This is a genomic window from Kosakonia oryzae, from assembly GCF_001658025.2.
Taxonomy (GTDB): Bacteria; Pseudomonadota; Gammaproteobacteria; order Enterobacterales; family Enterobacteriaceae; genus Kosakonia; species Kosakonia oryzae.
In genome coordinates, this window is sequence record NZ_CP014007.2 from 4790643 (window position 1) to 4810766 (window position 20124).

22 protein-coding genes are annotated in these 20124 nt (G+C 55.1%); 15 read left to right on the top strand and 7 right to left on the bottom strand.

Going from position 1 to position 20124, the window contains the following annotated elements; translation table 11 throughout:
* The first annotated feature begins 157 nt into the window (after positions 1–157).
* Positions 158–661: a GNAT family N-acetyltransferase gene (locus AWR26_RS22700; RefSeq protein ID WP_064568638.1), complete on the top strand. Its 504-nt coding sequence runs from the start codon at positions 158–160 to the stop codon at positions 659–661.
* 39 nt (positions 662–700) lie between these two features.
* Here the strand turns inward: AWR26_RS22700 and AWR26_RS22705 are convergent, their stop codons facing one another.
* Genes AWR26_RS22705 through rraB form a run of 3 tightly spaced genes read right to left on the bottom strand, consistent with a single transcriptional unit; the run spans position 701 to position 2783 of the window.
* Complete coding sequence (locus tag AWR26_RS22705) at positions 701–1525, bottom strand: hypothetical protein (protein WP_064568639.1); 825 nt, start codon at positions 1523–1525, stop codon at positions 701–703.
* 22 nt (positions 1526–1547) lie between these two features.
* A complete protein-coding gene (gene miaE / locus AWR26_RS22710) occupies positions 1548–2306 on the bottom strand; it encodes a tRNA isopentenyl-2-thiomethyl-A-37 hydroxylase MiaE (protein WP_064568640.1) in 759 nt (252 codons plus the stop codon).
* A 45-nt stretch (positions 2307–2351) separates the two neighbouring features.
* The gene (rraB, locus tag AWR26_RS22715; protein ID WP_043955357.1) at positions 2352–2783 is read right to left on the bottom strand and encodes a ribonuclease E inhibitor RraB; all 432 of its coding nucleotides are present in this window, start codon (positions 2781–2783) and stop codon (positions 2352–2354) included.
* Positions 2784–2880: 97 nt separating this feature from the next.
* Between rraB and argL the strand changes: the two genes are divergently transcribed.
* Positions 2881–2976: a putative translational regulatory protein ArgL gene (argL, locus tag AWR26_RS25920; RefSeq protein WP_371813225.1), complete on the top strand. Its 96-nt coding sequence runs from the start codon at positions 2881–2883 to the stop codon at positions 2974–2976.
* Positions 2946–3950, top strand: a complete 1005-nt coding sequence (gene argF / locus AWR26_RS22720) for an ornithine carbamoyltransferase (RefSeq protein ID WP_043955358.1) — start codon at positions 2946–2948, stop codon at positions 3948–3950. The genes argL and argF (AWR26_RS22720) overlap by 31 nt, the downstream gene beginning before the upstream one ends.
* 37 nt (positions 3951–3987) lie before the next feature.
* On the opposite strand, the gene AWR26_RS22725 is transcribed toward argF (AWR26_RS22720), so the two are convergent.
* The gene (locus AWR26_RS22725) at positions 3988–4440 is read right to left on the bottom strand and encodes a YhcH/YjgK/YiaL family protein (RefSeq protein ID WP_064568641.1); all 453 of its coding nucleotides are present in this window, start codon (positions 4438–4440) and stop codon (positions 3988–3990) included.
* 677 nt (positions 4441–5117) lie between these two features.
* On the opposite strand from AWR26_RS22725, the gene arcA reads away from it, so the two are divergent.
* From arcA to AWR26_RS22750, 5 genes are all read left to right on the top strand, one after another.
* The gene (gene arcA / locus AWR26_RS22730; protein WP_064568642.1) at positions 5118–6338 is read left to right on the top strand and encodes an arginine deiminase; all 1221 of its coding nucleotides are present in this window, start codon (positions 5118–5120) and stop codon (positions 6336–6338) included.
* Positions 6339–6348: 10 nt separating this feature from the next.
* On the top strand, positions 6349–7260 hold the full coding sequence (gene arcC, locus AWR26_RS22735; RefSeq protein WP_064568643.1) for a carbamate kinase: 912 nt from the start codon (positions 6349–6351) through the stop codon (positions 7258–7260).
* 19 nt (positions 7261–7279) lie between these two features.
* On the top strand, positions 7280–8284 hold the full coding sequence (argF, locus tag AWR26_RS22740; protein ID WP_064568644.1) for an ornithine carbamoyltransferase: 1005 nt from the start codon (positions 7280–7282) through the stop codon (positions 8282–8284).
* A 48-nt stretch (positions 8285–8332) separates the two neighbouring features.
* Positions 8333–9736, top strand: coding sequence for a YfcC family protein (locus tag AWR26_RS22745; RefSeq protein WP_064568645.1), 1404 nt, complete (start codon positions 8333–8335; stop codon positions 9734–9736).
* Positions 9737–9841: 105 nt separating this feature from the next.
* Positions 9842–10321 (top strand): arginine repressor, encoded by a 480-nt coding sequence (locus AWR26_RS22750; RefSeq protein ID WP_064568646.1) that lies wholly within the window; start codon positions 9842–9844, stop codon positions 10319–10321.
* A 3-nt stretch (positions 10322–10324) separates the two neighbouring features.
* Here AWR26_RS22750 and AWR26_RS22755 read toward each other — a convergent pair whose 3' ends face one another.
* Positions 10325–10441, bottom strand: a complete 117-nt coding sequence (locus AWR26_RS22755; RefSeq protein ID WP_090135648.1) for a hypothetical protein — start codon at positions 10439–10441, stop codon at positions 10325–10327.
* Here AWR26_RS22755 and AWR26_RS22760 point away from each other — a divergent pair.
* From AWR26_RS22760 to ridA, 4 genes are all read left to right on the top strand, one after another.
* Positions 10421–10525: a pyrBI operon leader peptide gene (locus AWR26_RS22760; RefSeq protein WP_071532031.1), complete on the top strand. Its 105-nt coding sequence runs from the start codon at positions 10421–10423 to the stop codon at positions 10523–10525. The two genes, AWR26_RS22755 and AWR26_RS22760, sit on opposite strands and share 21 nt — an antisense overlap.
* A 35-nt stretch (positions 10526–10560) precedes the next feature.
* On the top strand, positions 10561–11496 hold the full coding sequence (pyrB, locus tag AWR26_RS22765) for an aspartate carbamoyltransferase (RefSeq protein WP_043955367.1): 936 nt from the start codon (positions 10561–10563) through the stop codon (positions 11494–11496).
* A 13-nt stretch (positions 11497–11509) separates the two neighbouring features.
* Entirely contained in the window at positions 11510–11971 is a 462-nt protein-coding gene (gene pyrI, locus AWR26_RS22770; RefSeq protein ID WP_043955368.1) for an aspartate carbamoyltransferase regulatory subunit, read from the top strand.
* An 82-nt stretch (positions 11972–12053) separates the two neighbouring features.
* Entirely contained in the window at positions 12054–12440 is a 387-nt protein-coding gene (gene ridA, locus AWR26_RS22775) for a 2-iminobutanoate/2-iminopropanoate deaminase (RefSeq protein WP_035887044.1), read from the top strand.
* A gap of 188 nt (positions 12441–12628) precedes the next feature.
* Here the strand turns inward: ridA and mgtA are convergent, their stop codons facing one another.
* Positions 12629–15337, bottom strand: coding sequence for a magnesium-translocating P-type ATPase (mgtA, locus tag AWR26_RS22780; protein WP_064568647.1), 2709 nt, complete (start codon positions 15335–15337; stop codon positions 12629–12631).
* 243 nt (positions 15338–15580) lie between these two features.
* Positions 15581–15685, bottom strand: a complete 105-nt coding sequence (gene mgtL / locus AWR26_RS25925) for a mgtA regulatory leader peptide MgtL (protein WP_139227943.1) — start codon at positions 15683–15685, stop codon at positions 15581–15583.
* Between the two features lie 149 nt (positions 15686–15834).
* Here mgtL and treR point away from each other — a divergent pair, with 149 nt between their 5' ends.
* The 3 genes from treR (at position 15835) to treC (ending at position 20028) form a co-directional block, all read left to right on the top strand.
* Positions 15835–16782, top strand: coding sequence for a trehalose operon repressor TreR (gene treR, locus AWR26_RS22790; RefSeq protein ID WP_043955370.1), 948 nt, complete (start codon positions 15835–15837; stop codon positions 16780–16782).
* A 125-nt stretch (positions 16783–16907) separates the two neighbouring features.
* Positions 16908–18326, top strand: a complete 1419-nt coding sequence (gene treB, locus AWR26_RS22795) for a PTS trehalose transporter subunit IIBC (RefSeq protein ID WP_064568648.1) — start codon at positions 16908–16910, stop codon at positions 18324–18326.
* Between the two features lie 46 nt (positions 18327–18372).
* The gene (gene treC / locus AWR26_RS22800; protein ID WP_064568649.1) at positions 18373–20028 is read left to right on the top strand and encodes an alpha,alpha-phosphotrehalase; all 1656 of its coding nucleotides are present in this window, start codon (positions 18373–18375) and stop codon (positions 20026–20028) included.
* Positions 20029–20124 lie beyond the last annotated feature (96 nt).

The window sequence follows — 20124 nt, forward strand, 5'->3', positions numbered from 1 at the left end:
ATAAGGCGCAAAAATGTTACGGAATAGTTATTTCCAGCCTCAAGTTTAAATAGCGGATGGATAAAAAAATAGCGACCAATATTCCTGGTCTTGCCAGATTGCCGTGGGAGTGGTATTAAGCGTGATCACGTGAAAAGTAACCTAACAGAGATCAGAGATGAATGTCACCGCTCCGGTAGAGGTAAAAATGCGCCGGATTGCTGCAACAGACAATGCCGCAATCGCATCTGTGATCCGCCAGGTATCGGCGGAATATGGCCTCACCGCCGATAAAGGCTACACCGTTGCCGACCCTGAACTGGATGAGCTGTACCAGCTTTACAGTAAGCCGGGTTGCGCCTATTGGGTCGTCGAACTGAATGGCGAGGTCGTGGGCGGAGGCGGCGTGGCGCCGCTAAAATGTAGCGAGCCGGATATTTGCGAACTGCAAAAGATGTATTTTCTTCCCGCTGCACGCGGTCAGGGGCTGGCGAAAAAGCTGGCGCTGATGGCGATGGATCACGCCCGTACGCAGGGCTTTACCCGCTGTTACCTGGAAACGACCGCGTTTTTAACCGACGCCATCGGCCTGTATGAACATCTGGGGTTCGAACATATCGATGGGCCGCTGGGCTGTACCGGTCATGTTGACTGTGAAGTGCGCATGCTGAAAACGCTGTAACGGTAAACGAGCGGGTAGCGCACCCGCTCCGTATGCTGATTATGAGCGGCTCGCTTTAAGCATTAATGAACGATACAGACCGGCTGCCCGTTCCTGCGGCAGCGCCTGCACCCCGTGCAAAATCTCCAGCATCATGTCGCAAACCACTTTCTCCTTGCCAGATGCCTGATCCGGATGGCTGAGCAATTGCACATCCTGCCCATATTTGCTGTAGAGCTGGCGCACAATCGGTTCGAGATCCGCCTGCGCCTGCTTCTCCTCTTGTGGCGTAATGGTGTGCTTATCCGGCCCGTAGGTCGCCTGTAGCATGGCGTAATCGGTGTCCAGACGGCGTTGCAGCGTCGCGCGCGAGTTAAGCGCCATCGGGTTAACGCCGCCTTTCACCTCCGGATAATGGAAACGGAAGCAGGCATCATCGCTGATTTTTTGCATTTCTACCGTTTGATCGATCAACACACGCGTTTCCGCGACCACCAGTTGATCCGACGCCAGCGGCATACGCTGCATTTGCAAAGCGCTAAACCGGGGCTGGATGGTATCGATGATTTTTTGCTCATTGGCACCGGCTTTCATCAGCACCACCACCTGATTACGCAGCTCGCTAAACAGCTTTGGTTCGTGTTCGGCCATTAATTGCCAGGTGGGAACTTGCTGCACCATCGCATCAAACCGCGCCTCGGCGGTTTGCGCATTTTTTTGTGCCTGCAAATAGCGGATGTCGATAAAATTCCACAGGGCGATAAATACCGCCACCAGTACTGCCGCGCTGCCCTTACTTAGCCACCCTTTTTTTCGCATCAGCCCGGTGACAATGGTTATCGCCGCACCGGCATAGCCCGCCATCACTACGTGCGTCCAGTTCATCCTTTGTTCCCTTAACGTTGGATTACACCGGCACGCCGCTGTGAAAACGGAACTCCGTATCCGGTGTTGAGATCAGCGCCGCTTCCACTTCGCCAAAATGGCGCACGCGCGGACTGATATCGACAGTGGAAATCTGTTGTGCCAGCGCCAGATAATCCTGATAGTGACGCGCCTCTGAACGCAGCAGCGACAAATAAAAGCTCTGCAAATCTGCCTCCAACCACGGCGCCAGCGCAGCAAAGCGTTCGCAGGAGCGGGCTTCAATGTAAGCGCCGCAAATGAGTTTATCGACCAAAGTGAGCGGCTCATGAGTGCGAACTTCTTTCAGCATGCCTTTGGCATAACGGCTGGCGGTGATTTTGACGTAGGGAATATTACGGGCGTTCATCGCTTCCCGCACCTGCCAGAAATGGTGCAGTTCTTCTTTAATCAGCAGTACCATGCTGTCGATAAGCTGGCGTCCCCAGGCATCGTCGGTCTGCGGCATGACGCTTTTGCCGATCTGTTTATGCAGGGCTATAAAATCCGGTTCCGGCCCTTCGCGGAAGGCGAAGGCTTCGTAGGGTTTCAGCCACTCCAGTAGCGCATCCGAACCGGCTTTATCCGCCACATATTTGCGTACCAGCAGCATGGCGGTTTGCGCTGCTTTCAGTTCGCAGATCATATGGTCGGTCAGCAGCAGCGGCAGCATAGCCGGGTCGCGGGCTTTTTCTATCCAGGCGTTGGGTGTCGGGCAGTGGAGAAAATCTAAAACCGGGGCGAGTATTTGCGGGTAATCCATGGCAGTTCCTTGCTTTGCGGCAGCAAGCGCTGCCGCAACGGTCACTCAGTGGCGCACGCCGTTGTCTTCTTCATCGACGTAATCGTCATCACCTTCTTCGCCGTCTTCGCCTTCTTCACCGTCAGGATCTTCGTAGTAAGTCCCCCAACCGTCGTACTCAACGCCGATTTTTTCCGCCAGGTTGATCAGCTGTTCAACTTGCGTGTCGATAAGCTCGGCGTTCAGCGCACATTCGCTCAGAACGTCGCAGCAAATCACCACTTCGCCTTCATCCAGCTCCAGCTCTTCCGGCTCGGTCACTTCGTAACCCAGCTTGAACGCTTCAACGGCGGCTTTTTCCAGCGTCTCAAAATCATCTGCCGACAGATGATGCTCAATGGTGTACAGCGCGTCAGGATCGCTGCCGTCTTCCAGCAATTCTTCAATAATCAAACGCGTCTCTTCGCGCTGCTCTTCCAGGTGCTCCGGGTTCGCCATGGTTCGTTCCTCATAATGTGGCAGATACACTTATTGTCACACACCGCTGCCATTGCCTCCACTCCTCGCCGAAAAGATTTATCCGCCGGGGTTGCAAATGCATATTCATACATATAAATTGAATTTTAATTCAACAAGTGGCCTTAGCCATGTGAGGAAAACATGTCTGCGTTTTACCAGAAACATTTTTTGAAACTGCTCGATTTTACACCTGCGGAAATCAACGCCCTGCTGCAACTCGCCTCGCAATTAAAAGCTGATAAGAAAAAAGGCCAGGAAGTGCAGAAACTTACCGGCAAAAACATCGCGCTCATCTTCGAAAAAGACTCTACCCGCACCCGATGCTCTTTCGAAGTTGCCGCATACGATCAGGGGGCCCGCGTTACTTATCTTGCGCCAAGCGGCAGCCAGATCGGCCATAAAGAATCGATTAAAGATACCGCGCGCGTGCTGGGCCGTATGTACGACGGCATTCAATATCGCGGCTACGGCCAGGAGATTGTCGAAACGCTGGCGCAATATGCAGGCGTACCGGTGTGGAACGGTTTAACCAATGAGTTCCACCCGACGCAATTGCTGGCGGATCTGCTGACCATGCGCGAGCACCTGCCGGGCAAACCGTTCAACCAGATGACGCTGGTCTATGCCGGCGATGCGCGCAACAACATGGGCAACTCCATGCTGGAAGCGGCGGCACTGGTCGGCCTGGATCTGCGTCTTGTTGCGCCGAAAGCCTGCTGGCCGGATGCCAGCCTGGTGGCGGAGTGCACCGCGCTGGCAGTGAAAAACGGCGGCAATATTCTGCTGACAGAAGATATCGCCACTGGCGTGAAGGGCGCAGATTTCATCTATACCGATGTCTGGGTGTCGATGGGCGAAGCCAAAGAGAAATGGGCTGAACGCATCGCGCTGCTGCGCCCTTACCAGGTGAACAGCATGATGCTGTCGCTGACCGGCAACCCGCAGGTGAAATTCCTGCACTGTCTGCCGGCCTTCCATGACGATCAAACCACGCTCGGCAAGAAAATGGCGGAAGAGTTTGGCCTGCACGGCGGTATGGAAGTCACCGATGAAGTGTTTGAATCACCAGCAAGCGTGGTATTCGACCAGGCGGAAAACCGGATGCACACCATCAAAGCCGTGATGGTGGCAACGCTCAGCCAGTAAGTTTTACCCCTCACCCACTGCGGGTGAGGGGGCATTATCAGGCAACCAGCAGTTTCACCACCGCTTTACGCACTTTCGCAGGCGCGTTCACCGCGCACAGCGGTTTATGCACTTCGCCTGGCCAGAAGACAACAAAGTCCCCTTCGCTTAGCACCACGGTTTTTTCCTCGCCGCCTTCCGGCAAAAACGCAATGTCTTTATCAGCCAGCCAGTCCGTATCCGGTGCGCCCGCAGGCAAGGTGCTGAAAGTCATCCCTTCCTGGCCTTTCAGGACGATCTGAATATCCAGATAGCGCGCGTGATACTCCGCGCGGCGCTCAGCGAGCGGCTGAGTCGTATCCTCAGAGATGAGATAAAACAGGCGGTTGCCGTCGATATCGTGTTTGCCGATCGCCGTCGCATCGGTGACATGCTGTTTAACGTGTTCAATAGCCTGGCGCAATTCCTGCGGCAGCCAGGATTGCAGATGGTGAATATTACCAACGATCATGATCTAACCCTCAATATAAAACATCGTTTCATTTTTAAATGTTTATACGAGAATTCACCCTGCCATACCACCACTTTTTACGGGAGATTTGTGACAACGCATGTTTATCGGAAAATATGTTATATGCCTGTTAATCCTCAGGCGGGATTTATGCAGTAATAGTGCATAAACCCGGTCAGCGGGAACAACACCTCATCTGTTAGATACTGATATTTAAAATATTATTTAAAAACCCTTCCCTGAATCACACTTTGACGCTTCATTTATTTGCGTGCTAATTCACTGGTTATTTCCCTTTTCACCCGCTTGTGAAACAGGTTTATTCACTATTTTGCATATTTATTCTAATCATCATGATTAGCGCATAAAAATCAAGGCGTTACACATCAATGAAATCCATGCATATCAACAAAATTATAACAACCATGAATAATATCAGCCGTTAATGCGTAGCCATTCATCTTTATAATAAGGCTAATTATCTATTCTCTGACGCGAATCATGCATTCGAACAACAGCCCTTTAATATCCCATCCGACGTGCGCACAATCACATTATTAATTCATACGGCTTCTACTATGAGTCGTGAAATTAACAACCATTAACCCGCGACGAAATTAAAAACATTTCATCGCGCACCCCCTTTTTATTCTTAAAAAACGCTTAAAGGAATAATTATGGAAAAGCACTACGTCGGTTCTGAAATAGGGCAATTACGAAGCGTTATGCTGCATCGCCCCAATTTAAGTCTGAAACGTTTAACACCATCGAATTGCCAGGAACTCTTATTTGATGATGTGTTATCGGTCGAGCGTGCCGGCGAAGAGCACGACGCCTTCGCAAACACGCTGCGCGAGCAGGGTGTGGAAGTCCTGCTGTTAACCGACCTTCTGACCCAAACACTTGATATTGCTGAGGCGAAAAGCTGGCTGCTGGACATGCAAATCTCCGATTATCGCCTTGGCCCTACCTTCGCCGCAGACGTACGTAGCTGGCTGGCGGATATGCCGCATCGCGAGCTGGCGCGGCGGCTCAGCGGCGGATTAACCTACGGAGAAATCCCGGCATTTATTAAAAATATGGTGGTGGATATCCACACGGCGAATGATTTTATTATGAAGCCGTTGCCTAACCATTTATTTACCCGCGATACATCCTGCTGGATTTATAACGGCGTATCGATTAACCCAATGGCCAAACCGGCTCGTCAGCGCGAAACAAATAATCTGCGCGCTATTTATCGCTGGCATCCGGCCTTCGCTGACGGTGAATTTATTAAATACTTTGGCGACGAGAATATTAATTATGACCATGCCACTTTAGAAGGCGGCGACGTATTAGTGATCGGTCGCGGCGCGGTATTAATTGGCTTGTCTGAACGCACCACGCCGCAGGGCGTTGAGTTTCTTGCCAACAGCCTGTTCAAACACCGCCAGGCAGAACGGGTTATCGTCGTCGAACTCCCCAAACACCGCTCCTGTATGCATCTCGATACCGTGATGACGCATATCGATATCGACACCTTCTCCGTCTACCCCGAAGTGGTGCGCAAAGACGCACATTGCTGGACGCTCACCCCGGACGGACGCGGCGGCCTGCAACGCACGCAGGAGAACGATCTGCTGCACGCCATTGAGAAAGCGCTCGGCATTGACCAGGTGCGACTCATCACCACCGGCGGCGATGCCTTCGAAGCCGAACGCGAACAGTGGAATGACGCCAACAACGTCCTCACGCTGCGCCCCGGCGTGGTAGTCGGTTACGAACGCAATATCTGGACTAACGAAAAGTATGACAAAGCCGGGATCACCGTGCTGCCCATTCCTGGCGATGAGCTGGGGCGCGGGCGCGGCGGTGCACGCTGCATGAGCTGCCCACTAGAACGCGACGGGATTTAAAGGAGCCATCATGGAAAGAAAACCTACGCTGGTTGTCGCGCTCGGCGGCAACGCACTGCTGAAACGCGGTGAACCGCTGGAAGCGAACATTCAGCGCCAGAACATTGATCTTGCCGCGCGCACCATTGCCGGGCTGACCGCGCAGTGGCGCGTGGTGCTGGTACACGGCAACGGGCCGCAGGTTGGTCTGTTGGCGCTGCAAAACAGCGCTTACGACAAAGTCACGCCCTACCCGCTCGACATTCTTGGCGCCGAAAGCCAGGGGATGATCGGCTACATGCTGCAACAGTCTCTGAAAAACATCCTGCCGCAGCGCGAGGTAAGCGTACTGCTCACCCAGGTGGAAGTGGACCCGGCCGACCCGGCATTCAGCAACCCCACCAAATACATCGGCCCGGTTTACAGCGAAGCGCAAGCCCATGCGCTGCAGCAGGAAAAAGGCTGGGTCTTTAAGGTAGATGGCCACTACTTCCGCCGCGTGGTTCCCTCCCCACAGCCCAAACGCATTGTCGAGAGCGATGCCATCAGTGCGCTGATAAACCGCGATCACCTGGTCATTTGCAATGGCGGAGGCGGCGTACCGGTAGTGGAAAACGCCAACGGCTACCACGGCATTGAAGCGGTGATCGACAAAGACCTCTCGGCGGCGCTGCTGGCACGGCAAATCGAAGCGGACGCTCTGCTGATCCTCACCGATGCCGACGCGGTGTACCTCGACTGGGGCAAACCCACGCAGCGCCCGCTGGCGCAGGTAACCCCGGAAATGTTGCAAGGGATGCAGTTCGACGCGGGCTCGATGGGGCCGAAAGTCGCCGCCTGCCGCCAGTTTGTCGAGGCCTGCAACGGCATCGCGGGTATTGGCGCACTGGTGGATGGCCCGGCCATTCTCGCCGGGGATAAAGGCACCTTAATTCGTCACTGATTTAAAAAAGGAAGATCTCATGAGTATCAATTTGAAAAATCGCAACTTTCTCAAACTGCTCGATTACACACCGGCGGAAATCCAGTACCTGATCGATCTTGCTATCCAGTTGAAAGCGGACAAAAAAGCGGGCTGTGAGAAAAAGACGCTGGTTGGCAAAAACATCGCGCTGATTTTTGAAAAAACCTCCACCCGCACCCGCTGCGCGTTTGAAGTAGGCGCTTTCGATCAGGGCGCGCAGGTGACCTATCTCGGGCCGAGCGGTTCGCAGATCGGTCATAAAGAGTCGATGAAAGACACAGCCCGCGTGCTGGGACGCATGTATGACGGCATCGAATATCGCGGTTATGGCCAGCAAATTGTGGAAGAGCTGGGTCTGTATGCCGGTGTTCCCGTATGGAACGGGCTGACCAACGAGTTTCACCCGACGCAGATCCTTGCCGATCTGATGACCATGCTCGAACACGCACCGGGCAAACGCCTGTCGGAACTGCGTTTTGCCTACCTCGGCGATGCGCGCAACAACATGGGTAACTCGCTGATGGTCGGCGCGGCCAAGATGGGCATGGATATCCGGCTGGTCGCGCCGAGGTCGTTCTGGCCGGAAGCCGCACTGGTTGCGCAATGCCAGGCCATCGCCCGTGAAACCGGCGCGCGCATCATGCTCACCGAAGAGGTGGAAGAAGGCGTGCAGGGCGTGGATTTCCTCTACACCGATGTGTGGGTGTCGATGGGCGAACCGAAAGAGGCCTGGTCCGAGCGCGTCAGCCTGATGAAACCCTATCAGGTCAATAGCGCGGTGGTAAAAGCCACCGGCAATCCACAGGTGAAATTTATGCACTGTCTGCCCGCATTCCATAACGAGCACACCAAAGTGGGCGGCGAGATCGAAATGGCTTACGGCCTGAAAGGGCTGGAAGTCACGGAAGAGGTTTTCGAATCGCCGAACTCCATCGTCTTTGACGAAGCTGAAAACCGGATGCACACCATCAAAGCGGTTATGGTGGCGACACTCGGCGACTAACCACTCCCCCGGCACATCATGGGGTGTGCCGGGGTTAAGGAGCACATCATGGGCAAGTTCAAATTCCCTTCCGCTTACACCATTCTCTTTGTGTTGATTGCCATTGTCGCCGCGCTCAGTTGGATCATTCCTGCGGGTCAGTATCATATGGCGATGAACCCCGCGCTCGGCAAAGAGGTGCCCGTTGCCGGCACCTATGCGCATGTTGCCTCGCAACCGCAGGGGCTTATCGCAGTGATCATGGCACCGATTAGCGGTCTGTACGATCCGGATAGCGGCCAGGCAGGCGCTATCGACGTGGCGCTGTTTATTCTGATCATCGGCGGCTTTCTGGGCATCGTCACCAAAACAGGCGCCATCGACGCCGGGATCGAGCGCGTCACTACGCGTTTACGCGGCCACGAAGAGTGGATGATCCCGATCCTGATGGCGCTGTTTGCCGCTGGCGGCACCATCTATGGCATGGCCGAAGAGTCATTGCCGTTTTATACCCTGCTGGTTCCCGTTATGCTCGCCGCCCGTTTTGATCCGGTCGTCGCCGCATCCACCGTTCTGCTCGGCGCGGGGATCGGCACGCTCGGATCAACCATCAACCCGTTTGCTACAGTGATCGCCGCTAACGCCGCCGGGATCCCGTTTACCCACGGCATCGCCCTGCGTTTAGCGCTGCTGGTCATCGGTTGGGTGATTTGTGTCGGCTGGGTCATGCACTATGCCCGCAAAATCCGCGCGAACCCTGCACTGTCGATCGTCGCAGATAAGCAGGAAGAGGATCGGGCCTTCTTCCTTGGGCATAAGTCAGAAGAGATCCTCGAATTTACGCCGCTTCGTAAGCTGATCCTGGTGATTTTCGCGCTGGCCTTTGTGGTGATGATTTATGGCGTCGCCGTGCTGGGCTGGTGGATGGCGCAGATCTCGGCGGTTTTCCTGGCGAGCGCGATTATCGTTGGTCTGATCGCCCGTATGAGCGAAGAGGAACTGACGTCAACATTTATCAACGGCGCACGGGATCTGCTGGGCGTAGCGCTGATTATTGGAATTGCCCGCGGTATCGTAGTAATCATGGATAAGGGTATGATTACTCATACTATTTTGCACAGTGCCGAAGACATGGTCAGCGGGTTATCCACCGTCGCGTTTATTAACGTTATGTACTGGCTGGAAGTGGTGTTGTCGTTTCTCGTGCCCTCTTCTTCCGGCCTTGCGGTTCTGACGATGCCGATAATGGCGCCTCTGGCCGATTTCGCTAACGTCAACCGCGATCTGGTCGTCACCGCTTATCAATCCGCGTCCGGTATCGTCAACCTGGTAACCCCGACTTCCGCCGTGGTAATGGGAGGGCTGGCTATCGCCCATGTTCCTTACGTCCGCTATCTGAAGTGGGTTGCTCCGCTGTTGGCGATATTAACCGTGGTGATCATGGCGGCGCTGAGCCTTGGGGCCCTGCTGTAACACGTCGGGTGGCTCAACGCTTAACCGGCCGTGCATAGAGTAACCAGGCCCGGCAGGCGTTGAGCTGCCGGGCAGTTTGTTTCGGCAACTGATACGGGAAAAAAGATGATGGAATATGGAGAGTATTCACCGAAAGAGCAGCTTCAATTAGCCGTTTGCCAGCGTCTGATTAGCGAAAAAAGCTACCTTTCGCAGGAAGCGATCCGTCGCGATTTGCAGTACCACGGTTTTGATGCTATTAGCCAGTCCACCGTGTCCCGCCTGTTGAAACTGCTCGGTGTGATAAAAATCCGCAACGCCAAAGGACAAAAAATTTATGCGCTGAATCCGCAGCTGCACCCGGTGCCGGACGCCGCCCGCACGGTCTCCGAAATGGTGGTCAGCGTCGAGCATAATAGCGAATTTATCCTTATTCACACCGTGGCCGGATATGGCCGCGCCGTGGCACGCATTCTGGATTATCACCAGTTGCCGGAAATCCTCGGCGTCGTGGCGGGGAGCAGCATTGTCTGGGTTGCGCCCAGAGAGGTAAAGCATACGGCGCTAGTGCATAAACAAATTAATTATCTACTTAGAACGCATTAATATTCAAAGAGAACCGTTTGCACTGCGTAAAATGTGCATCAATCGCTTGATCCAAAAAAGCAGCTGCGTATAATCCGGGACAATTTGCCGGGAGGAAGCATGGTCCAGTGTGTACGACAAACTGTCTTACCGCGTCTGAAAAAGGGCGCTGGCCTGCCGTTTTTCTTTCCCGTTGCGAACCCTATTCCACAGCCCCTCTATTGAGGGGCTTTTTTTTGCGCAGTCGTCAGGAGATAACCATGGCTAATCCGCTATATCAGAAACATATCATTTCCATAAACGATCTCAGCCGCGAAGAACTGGAACTGGTGCTTAACACCGCTGCACGACTGAAGGCCAACCCCCAGCCAGAGCTGCTCAAGCATAAAGTGATCGCCAGTTGCTTCTTTGAAGCCTCTACCCGTACGCGTCTGTCATTTGAAACCTCCATGCACCGTCTCGGCGCGAGCGTGGTTGGCTTTTCCGACAGCAGCAACACCTCGCTGGGTAAGAAGGGCGAAACGCTGGCAGACACCATTTCGGTTATCAGCACCTATGTGGATGCCATCGTGATGCGCCACCCGCAGGAGGGCGCGGCGCGTCTGGCGACCGAATTTTCCGGCGGTATTCCGGTGCTGAACGCTGGTGACGGTGCCAACCAACATCCGACGCAAACGCTGCTCGATCTCTTCACCATCCAGGAGACACAAGGACGCCTTGAAAACCTGCATATCGCCATGGTCGGCGACCTGAAATATGGCCGCACCGTGCATTCACTGGCGCAGGCGCTGGCAAAATTCAGCGGCAACCGCTTCTACTTCATCGCCCCGGATGCGCTGGCAATGCCGCAGTACATTCTGGATATGCTCGACGAGAAAGGCATGGCCTGGAGCGTGCACGCCAGCATCGAAGAGGTGATGGCGGAAGTGGATATTCTTTATATGACCCGCGTACAGAAAGAGCGTCTGGACCCGTCGGAATACGCCAACGTCAAAGCGCAATTTGTTTTACGCGCCAGCGATCTGGCCGGCGCACGCAGCAATATGAAGGTGCTGCATCCGCTGCCGCGCGTTGATGAGATCACCACTGACGTTGATAAAACGCCGCACGCCTGGTATTTCCAGCAGGCCGGCAACGGTATTTTCGCCCGCCAGGCTCTGCTGGCGCTGGTTCTCAATCGCGATTTGGCTCTGTAAGGGGGAAACGACAATGACACACGATAATAAACTTCAGGTCGAAGCCATTAAACGCGGCACCGTGATTGACCACATCCCTGCCCGCGTCGGGTTCAAGCTGCTGACGCTGTTCAAACTGACGGAAACTGACCAGCGCATCACCATCGGCCTTAACCTGCCGTCCGGCGAAATGGGCCGCAAGGATTTGATCAAAATCGAGAACACATTTCTCACCGATGAGCAGGTCAACCAGCTTGCGCTGTATGCGCCGCAGGCCACCGTTAACCGGATTGATGAATATGAAGTCGTGGGCAAATCACGCCCGAGCCTGCCGGAACGCATCACTGGCGTGCTGGTGTGTCCGAACAGCAACTGCATCAGCCATGCCGAGCCGGTCGCTTCCAGCTTTGCGGTGAAACAACGCGAGCAGGATATTGCGCTGAAGTGCAAATATTGCGAGAAAGAGTTCTCGCATCACGTCGTGCTGGCCAATTAACCTCCAGCCAGTAAAAAGGCGGTCTGCGCAATAACGTGTATAATGACCGCCACCTTATTACCGCTGATATTCAGGAAACATCATGACTAAAGTTATCGCGACGGAAAATGCGCCAGCTGCCATCGGCCCTTATGTGCAGGCTGTTGATCTCGGCAATATGATCCTCACCTCCGGCCAGATCCCGGTCGATCCGAAAACCGGTAGCGTGCCGGAAGATGTCGCTGCGCAGGCGCGCCAGTCTCTCGACAACGTGAAAGCGATCGTCGAAGCCGCTGGCCTGAAAGTGGGCGACATTGTGAAAACTACCGTGTTCGTGAAAGATCTGAACGATTTCGCCACCGTTAACGCCACTTACGAAGCCTTTTTCGCTGAGCATAACGCCACCTTCCCGGCGCGTTCCTGCGTGGAAGTCGCGCGCCTGCCGAAAGATGTGAAAATCGAGATCGAAGCGATCGCCGTACGTCGCTAATCCGCAAACCGGATGGCCGCGTAAACGTATCCGGCAAGCCGGTTTACAGGCCGGATAAGCGAAGCCGCCATCCGGCCTGTAACATTCCGCATCTCAGCTAAGCCCGCCGTCATCCGGCGCGCAACGCGGCAAAATGATTTTCCCCACCACTCTCAGCACTACCGTAGCGCCAGCGGGCAATTAACGCATTACTGCCAGCCATAGCGACGGCTGTAAAAGCCTTTCACCCACTGAGTCAGCGTCATGTAACCGGCCAGAATCGCCACCAGCCACGGGAAGTAGCCCAGCGGCAGCGCCTGCAATTGCAGGTAGCTCGCCAGCGGCGAGAACGGCAACGCAATGCCGACGCAAATCACCATCAGCGTCATGGCAATCAGCGGCCATGCGGCGCGGCTCTGGATAAACGGCACGCGACGGGTACGGATCATATGTACAATCAGCGTTTGCGACAGTAAACCAACCACAAACCAGCCAGACTGGAACAGGGTTTGCGCTTCCGGCACATTGGCTTTGAATACCCACCACATCACGCAGAAGGTCACGATGTCGAAGATCGAACTGATCGGCCCGAAAAAGATCATAAAACGTCCGAGATCGGCCGGGTTCCAGCGCTGCGGTTTGGCAATTTGTTCGTCGTCAACGTTATCAAACGGGATCGCCACCTGTGACACATCGTACAGCAGGTTCTGAATCAGTAAGTGCAATGGCAGCATCGGCAGAAACGGCAGGAAGGCGCTCGCCACCAGCACGCTGAAGACGTTGCCGAAGTTAGAACTGGCCGTCATTTTGATGTATTTCAGCATGTTGGAGAAGGTTCGGCGCCCTTCAATAACGCCTTCTTCCAGCACCATCAGGCTCTTTTCCAGCAGGATGATATCGGCGGCTTCGCGGGCAATATCGACCGCGCTATCCACGGAAATACCAATATCTGCCGCGCGCAGCGCCGGGGCATCGTTAATGCCGTCGCCCATAAAGCCGACCACATGCCCTTCGCGTTTTAGCAAGCGAACAATGCGCTCTTTGTGCAGCGGCGTCAGGCGGGCAAACAGCGTGATATGTTTCGCCATCTGTGCCAGCTCATCATCGCTCATATGTTCGATTTCGCTGCCGGTCAGCGCATCGCCCACTTCCAGCCCGACTTCATGACACACTTTTGCCGCCACCAGTTCACTGTCGCCGGTAAGGATCTTAACGGTGATGCCGCTGGCTTTCAGCGCTTTCAGCGCCGGAGCGGTGGTTTCTTTCGGCGGATCGAGGAACGCAATGTAGCCTTCGAGGATCAGATCCGACTCATCCACACGCTGATAATCTCCCGTGCGCGCAGGCAGGTATTTGGTCGCCACCGCTACCACGCGCAGCCCCTGACGGTTCAGGGTGCTGGTGACGCGTTCGATGCGCCGCAGCATGGTGTCATCCAGCGGGACAATCTCGCCATTAAAGCGGACCTGCGAGCACACACTGAGAATTTCCGTCAGCGCGCCTTTGCATATCAGTTGATGCACATCCGCCTGTTGGGCAACCACCACCGACATCCGGCGACGTTCAAAATCAAACGGGATCTCATCCACCTTGCGCCACTCGGAAGAGAGCGTCTGCGCCGCTTCCGCATCGACGCCTTCCAGCACGGCAGTATCCAGCAGGTTTTTCAGCCCGGTCTGGTAGTGGCTGTTCAGCCATGCGCTGTGCAGCACCCATTCGCTGACTTTGCCGCTGATATCAGTGTGCGTTTCCAGCACGATCTTATCCTGCGTCAGGGTACCGGTTTTGTCGGTACACAGAATATCCATCGCGCCAAAGTTCTGGATCGCATCCAGATGTTTGACGATCACTTTCTGTTTCGACAGTTTCACCGCGCCGCGTGCCAGCGTTGAGGTGACGATCATCGGCAACATTTCCGGGGTCAGGCCAACGGCAACCGAGAGGGCAAACAGCGCCGCTTCCCACCAGTCACCTTTGGTAAAACCGTTGATCAACAAAACGATCGGCGTCATCACCAGCATAAAGCGGATCAGCAGCATGCTGACGCGGCTGATCCCTTTCTGAAAGGCGTTCGGTTCGCTTTCCTGCTCGCTGACGCGCCCGGCCAGTTGCCCGAACCAGGTGTTGCCGCCCGTGCCAACCACCATAGCCTGCGCGGTTCCGCTCACCACATTGGTGCCCATAAAGCACAGCGTGTCGCACTCAAGCGGGTTTTTCTGCGCCGTCTGGCGGCTGATCGCCACTTTTTCTACCGGCAGCGATTCACCGGTCAGCGACGCCTGAGCCACAAACAGATCCCGCGCCTGCAAGACGCGCAGATCCGCCGGGATCATGTCGCCCGCCGCCAGCTTGACGATATCGCCCGGCACCAGTTGATCGATCGGGATCTCGCACCAGTTATTCTCGCCCTTCTCATTCACCACCCGCAGCACCGTTGCGGTGTTGCTGACCATCGCTTTCAGCGCATCCGCCGCTTTGGTAGAACGCGCTTCTTGCAGAAAGTTGAGCAGGGTGGAAATCGCCACCATCAGCGCAATCACGCCAGCGGCGAACAGATCTTCCGAAGCATAGGAGATCACCCCAAGGCAGGTGAGCAGCAGGTTGAACGGGTTGCGGTAGCAGCTCCACAGATGAACCCACCACGGTGACGGTTTCTGCGCCGGGATCAGGTTTTCACCGTGCGTCTCGCGCGCCTGCGCCACTTCCTGCGCGGTGAGCCCTTCCGGGTGGCTGGCAAAAGTTTCCCATAACAGCGTCGGTTCCATCGCAGCAAGCAACAGGCAGCGTTCGCCCATCGACGCGGGAATATCCTCGTGGCTGACGGTCTGTACGCCAGGCAGCGGATCGCGCTGTACCAGGCGACGCGGTAAATGGCGGTTCAGGCGAGCGAAGAGCTGCCGGGTGAAGTTTTTCAGCATAGTCATATCCTTGCCCCCGCATCACGCGGGTGCCTTCTGCACATCATCTTTCAGAGCCGATCGCGGCGGTAAACCCCTGGCACTAAGCGAGGAATTCAGTACCTTGCCGCCTCGATGCAGCATGAATGATGGGTGTAAATTTTACGCAAGTGGCGTGGCAACACCGCGCCAGCAGGCGTTTCTGTTTGGGCAGGGACAATAACGTCGCTGCCTTACGCATCCGGTAAGGCAGCAAAAGCAGGCTTACCGGGAAACAGTTCTCCATCGCGGGAGAGGTGTGGGATCGGGATCCATCTGGCCTCCGGTAAGGGTAAGAATTGCATTCGTAGTATTACGTGGCGGTATCATAGCTCCGCTGAATTAAACCAAACGTATACGCAACGATATTTAGCCGCACAAAGTGCATAAACCAGACTTTGCTCATTGCTGAGCGGTTGGAACCTGAACGAAACTCCTCTATTCTGCAATCCGCCTTAATAAGGAACAGGACAGGACGCATGCAAAACCGGCTGACAATCAAAGACATTGCGCGTTTAAGCGGAGTGGGGAAATCCACCGTTTCCCGCGTGCTGAATAATGAAAGCGGCGTAAGCCAGCGGACGCGCGAAAAAGTGGAGGCCATCGTCAATCAACACGGCTTCTCCCCTTCCCGTTCCGCACGTGCCATGCGCGGGCAAAGCGACAAAGTGGTGGCGATTATCGTCTCGCGTCTCGATTCCCTGTCGGAAAACCTTGCGGTGCAGACCATGCTTCCCGCCTTCTACGAACAGGGTTACGACCCAATCATGATGGAGAGCCAGTTTTCGCCGGAACTGGTCGGCGAGCATTTGCAGATGCTGAGCCACCGCAATATCGACGGCGTCGTGCTGTTTGGTTTTACCGGCATTACCGAAGAGCTGCTGGCCTCCTGGCAGTCGTCGTTGGTGCTGCTGGCGCGCGATGCGAACGGTTTTTCTTCGGTTTGTTATGACGACGAGGGCGCCATAGAATTATTGATGGAAAAACTCTACGCTCAGGGCCATCGCCATATCAGCTTTATCGGCGTGCCGCACAGCGATGTCACGACCGGCAAACGCCGCCACGATGCTTATCTGGCATGCTGCCAGCAATACCAGCTTGAACCACTCTCCGTGTTGCCAGGTCTTGCCATGAAGCAGGGTTACGACCACGTTGCTGAAGTGCTGACGCCACAAACCACCGCGCTACTGTGCGCTACCGATACGCTGGCGCTGGGTGCCAGCAAATATTTGCAGCAACAGCGCATCGAAAACCTGCAGCTTGCAAGCGTAGGTAATACGCCATTGATGAAGTTCCTGCATCCGGAAATTGTTACCGTCGATCCCGGCTATGCTCAGGCTGGCCGCCAGGCCGCTGCCCAGTTAATAGAACAAGTTAATGGTCGCGCTGATTTACGGCAAATTGTGATCCCCGCCAAACTCGCCTGATTGTGCCGTACGGTTTATTGTGATCCTCGCCCGATTTCGGGAACGTTCCCATTTTTTATTTTTTTGCTTCTGGTTACGCTTTGCTCCGGTCATTACGCATCATTTCTCCTTCGAGAGGCACCTTGATGGGCAAAGTAAATCAATCAGATATTGAGAAGTTAATCGCACTGGTGGGCGGACGCGAAAACATCGCGACTGTCAGCCACTGTATTACGCGGTTACGCTTCGTGTTGAACAATCCGGCAGCGGCCAACCCGCAAGAGATTGAGCAGTTGCCGATGGTTAAAGGCTGTTTCACCAATGCCGGACAGTTTCAGGTGGTGATCGGCACCAACGTCGGCGACTACTATCAGGCGCTGCGCGAAGCCACCGGTCTGGCGCATGCTGATAAAGAGCAGGCCAAGCTGGCGGCGCGGCAAAATATGAAATGGCATGAGCGCCTGATCTCCCATTTCGCCGAGATCTTTTTCCCGCTGCTCCCGGCGCTGATCAGCGGAGGCCTGGTTCTCGGCTTTCGTAACGTGATCGGCGATGTGCCAATGAGCAATGGCCAGACGCTGGCGCAGATGTTTCCGTCGCTGAAAACGGTCTATGACTTCCTGTGGCTGATTGGCGAGGCGATCTTCTTCTATCTGCCGGTCGGCATCTGCTGGTCAGCGGTGCGCAAAATGGGCGGAACGCCGATCCTCGGGATCGTACTGGGCATCACGCTGGTATCTCCACAGCTGATGAATGCCTATCTGCTGGGTTCGCAAACGCCGGAAGCATGGAATTTCGGCCTGTTTACCATCGCCAAAGTCGGTTATCAGGCGCAGGTTATCCCGGCGCTGCTGGCGGGTCTGATGCTGGGCGTGATTGAAACGCGCTTAAAACGTCTGGTGCCGGATTACCTCTATCTGGTGGTTGTACCGGTCTGTTCGTTAATCCTGGCGGTGTTCCTCGCCCACGCCTTTATCGGCCCGTTCGGCCGCATGATTGGCGATGGTGTGGCGTATACGGTTCGTCATCTGATGACTGGCAGCTTTGCCCCGATTGGCGCGGCGCTGTTTGGTTTTCTCTATGCGCCGCTGGTCATCACTGGCGTACATCAAACCACGCTGGCGATCGATATGCAGATGATCCAGAGCATGGGTGGCACGCCGGTATGGCCGCTGATTGCGCTCTCCAATATCTCTCAGGGGGCGGCAGTGGTCGGTATCATCATCGCCAGCCGTAAACAAAATGAACGCGAGGTCTCCGTGCCTGCCGCCATCTCCGCCTTTCTGGGCGTCACCGAACCCGCGATGTACGGCATTAATCTGAAGTACCGCTTCCCGATGCTGTGCGCCATGGTTGGCTCCGGCTTAGCCGGGCTGCTGTGCGGTCTGAACGGGGTAATGGCGAACGGTATCGGCGTCGGCGGTTTGCCGGGCATTCTCTCCATTCAACCCTCCTACTGGCAGGTCTATATGCTTGCGATGGTCATCGCCGTGGTGATCCCTGTTGCCCTCACTTCCTTTGTTTATCAGCGCAAGTTCCGTCAAGGCACTTTGCAGATTGTGTAATGTTTGGGGCGCGTTTGCGCCCCCCTTTGTTTTCGCAGGAATCGTTATGAATACCCTTCCCCACTGGTGGCAAAACGGCGTCATTTATCAGATTTACCCAAAAAGTTTTCAGGACTCGACCGGCAGCGGTACCGGTGATTTACGCGGCGTTATCGCCCGCCTCGACTATTTGCAAACCCTGGGTGTGGATGCCATCTGGCTGACACCGTTCTACATTTCCCCACAGATCGATAACGGTTATGACGTAGCGAATTACACCGCTATTGACCCCGCTTACGGTACGCTGGAAGACTTTGACGAACTGGTCGCGCAGGCGCACCAACGCGGAATCCGCCTGATTCTGGATATGGTGTTCAATCACACCTCAACGCAGCACGCCTGGTTTCAGGAGGCGCAGGATCCCGCCAGCCCTTACCGCAATTTTTATATCTGGCGCGACAGCGAACCAGACATCCCGCCAAACAACTGGCGTTCCAAATTCGGCGGCAGCGCATGGCGCTGGCACAGCCAGAGCGGCCAGTACTATTTGCACCTTTTTGCGCCGGAGCAGGCCGATCTCAACTGGGAAAACCCGGCGGTCCGCGACGCATTAAAAGAGGTCTGCGCTTTCTGGGCGGATCGCGGCGTTGACGGTTTACGTCTCGATGTCATCAACTTAATCTCCAAAGAGCAGGATTTCCCCGACGATCACGACGGGGATGGACGATGCTTTTATACTGATGGCCCGCGAGCGCATGAATTTCTGCAGGAGATGAGCCGCGAGGTTTTCCAGCCGCGCGAACTGATGACGGTGGGTGAAATGTCCTCTACCTCACTGGCGAACTGTAAGCGCTATGGCGCGCTGGATGGCAGTGAACTGTCGATGACTTTTAATTTTCACCACCTGAAGGTGGACTACCCCAACGGCGAAAAATGGGTTCTCGCCCGTCCGGATTATGCGGCGCTGAAAGCGCTGTTCCGCCACTGGCAACAAGGGATGCATAACGTTGCATGGAATGCGCTGTTCTGGTGTAACCACGATCAGCCGCGCATTGCATCACGCTTTGGCGATGAAGGCACGCTGCGCGTTCCGGCCGCCAAAATGCTGGCGATGATTTTGCACGGCATGCAGGGCACGCCCTATATCTATCAGGGTGAAGAGATTGGCATGACCAACCCGCACTTTTCCCGCATTACCGATTACCGCGATGTCGAAAGCCACAATATGTTTGCTGAGCAGCGCGCCGCCGGACGCGATCCGGAAGAACTGCTGGCGATTCTGGCCAGTAAATCCCGCGACAACAGCCGTACGCCGATGCAGTGGAGCGCCCGCCCAAATGCCGGCTTCACCACTGGCGAGCCGTGGATTGGCCTGTGCGACAACTACCGTGAAATCAACGTTGAGAAGTCTATCAGCGATCCGGACTCGGTGTTTTATACCTACCAGAAGCTAATCCGTTTGCGTAAAACGCTGCCGCTGCTCACCTGGGGCGATTACCAGGATCTGCTGCCTACACATCAGTACCTGTGGTGCTACCGCCGCCAGTGGCAGGGCGAAACGCTGCTGGTTATTGCAAATCTGAGCAGCACTTTTCAGCCGTGGCATCCGGAAGAGATGCCCGGCGACTGGCAGGTTGTGATCAGCAACTATGCCGAAATCTCCGCAAAACCTGGCGACATGGTGCTTCGTCCGTTCGAAGCTGTGTGGTGGCGACAGCCATAGATTTCTTCGACTAAACGCAAACACAACAGCAGGCATAAGCCTGCTGTTTTTGTTGGATTTTTAGTCAAAATGAGAACGCTAAAATTTACATTCCGC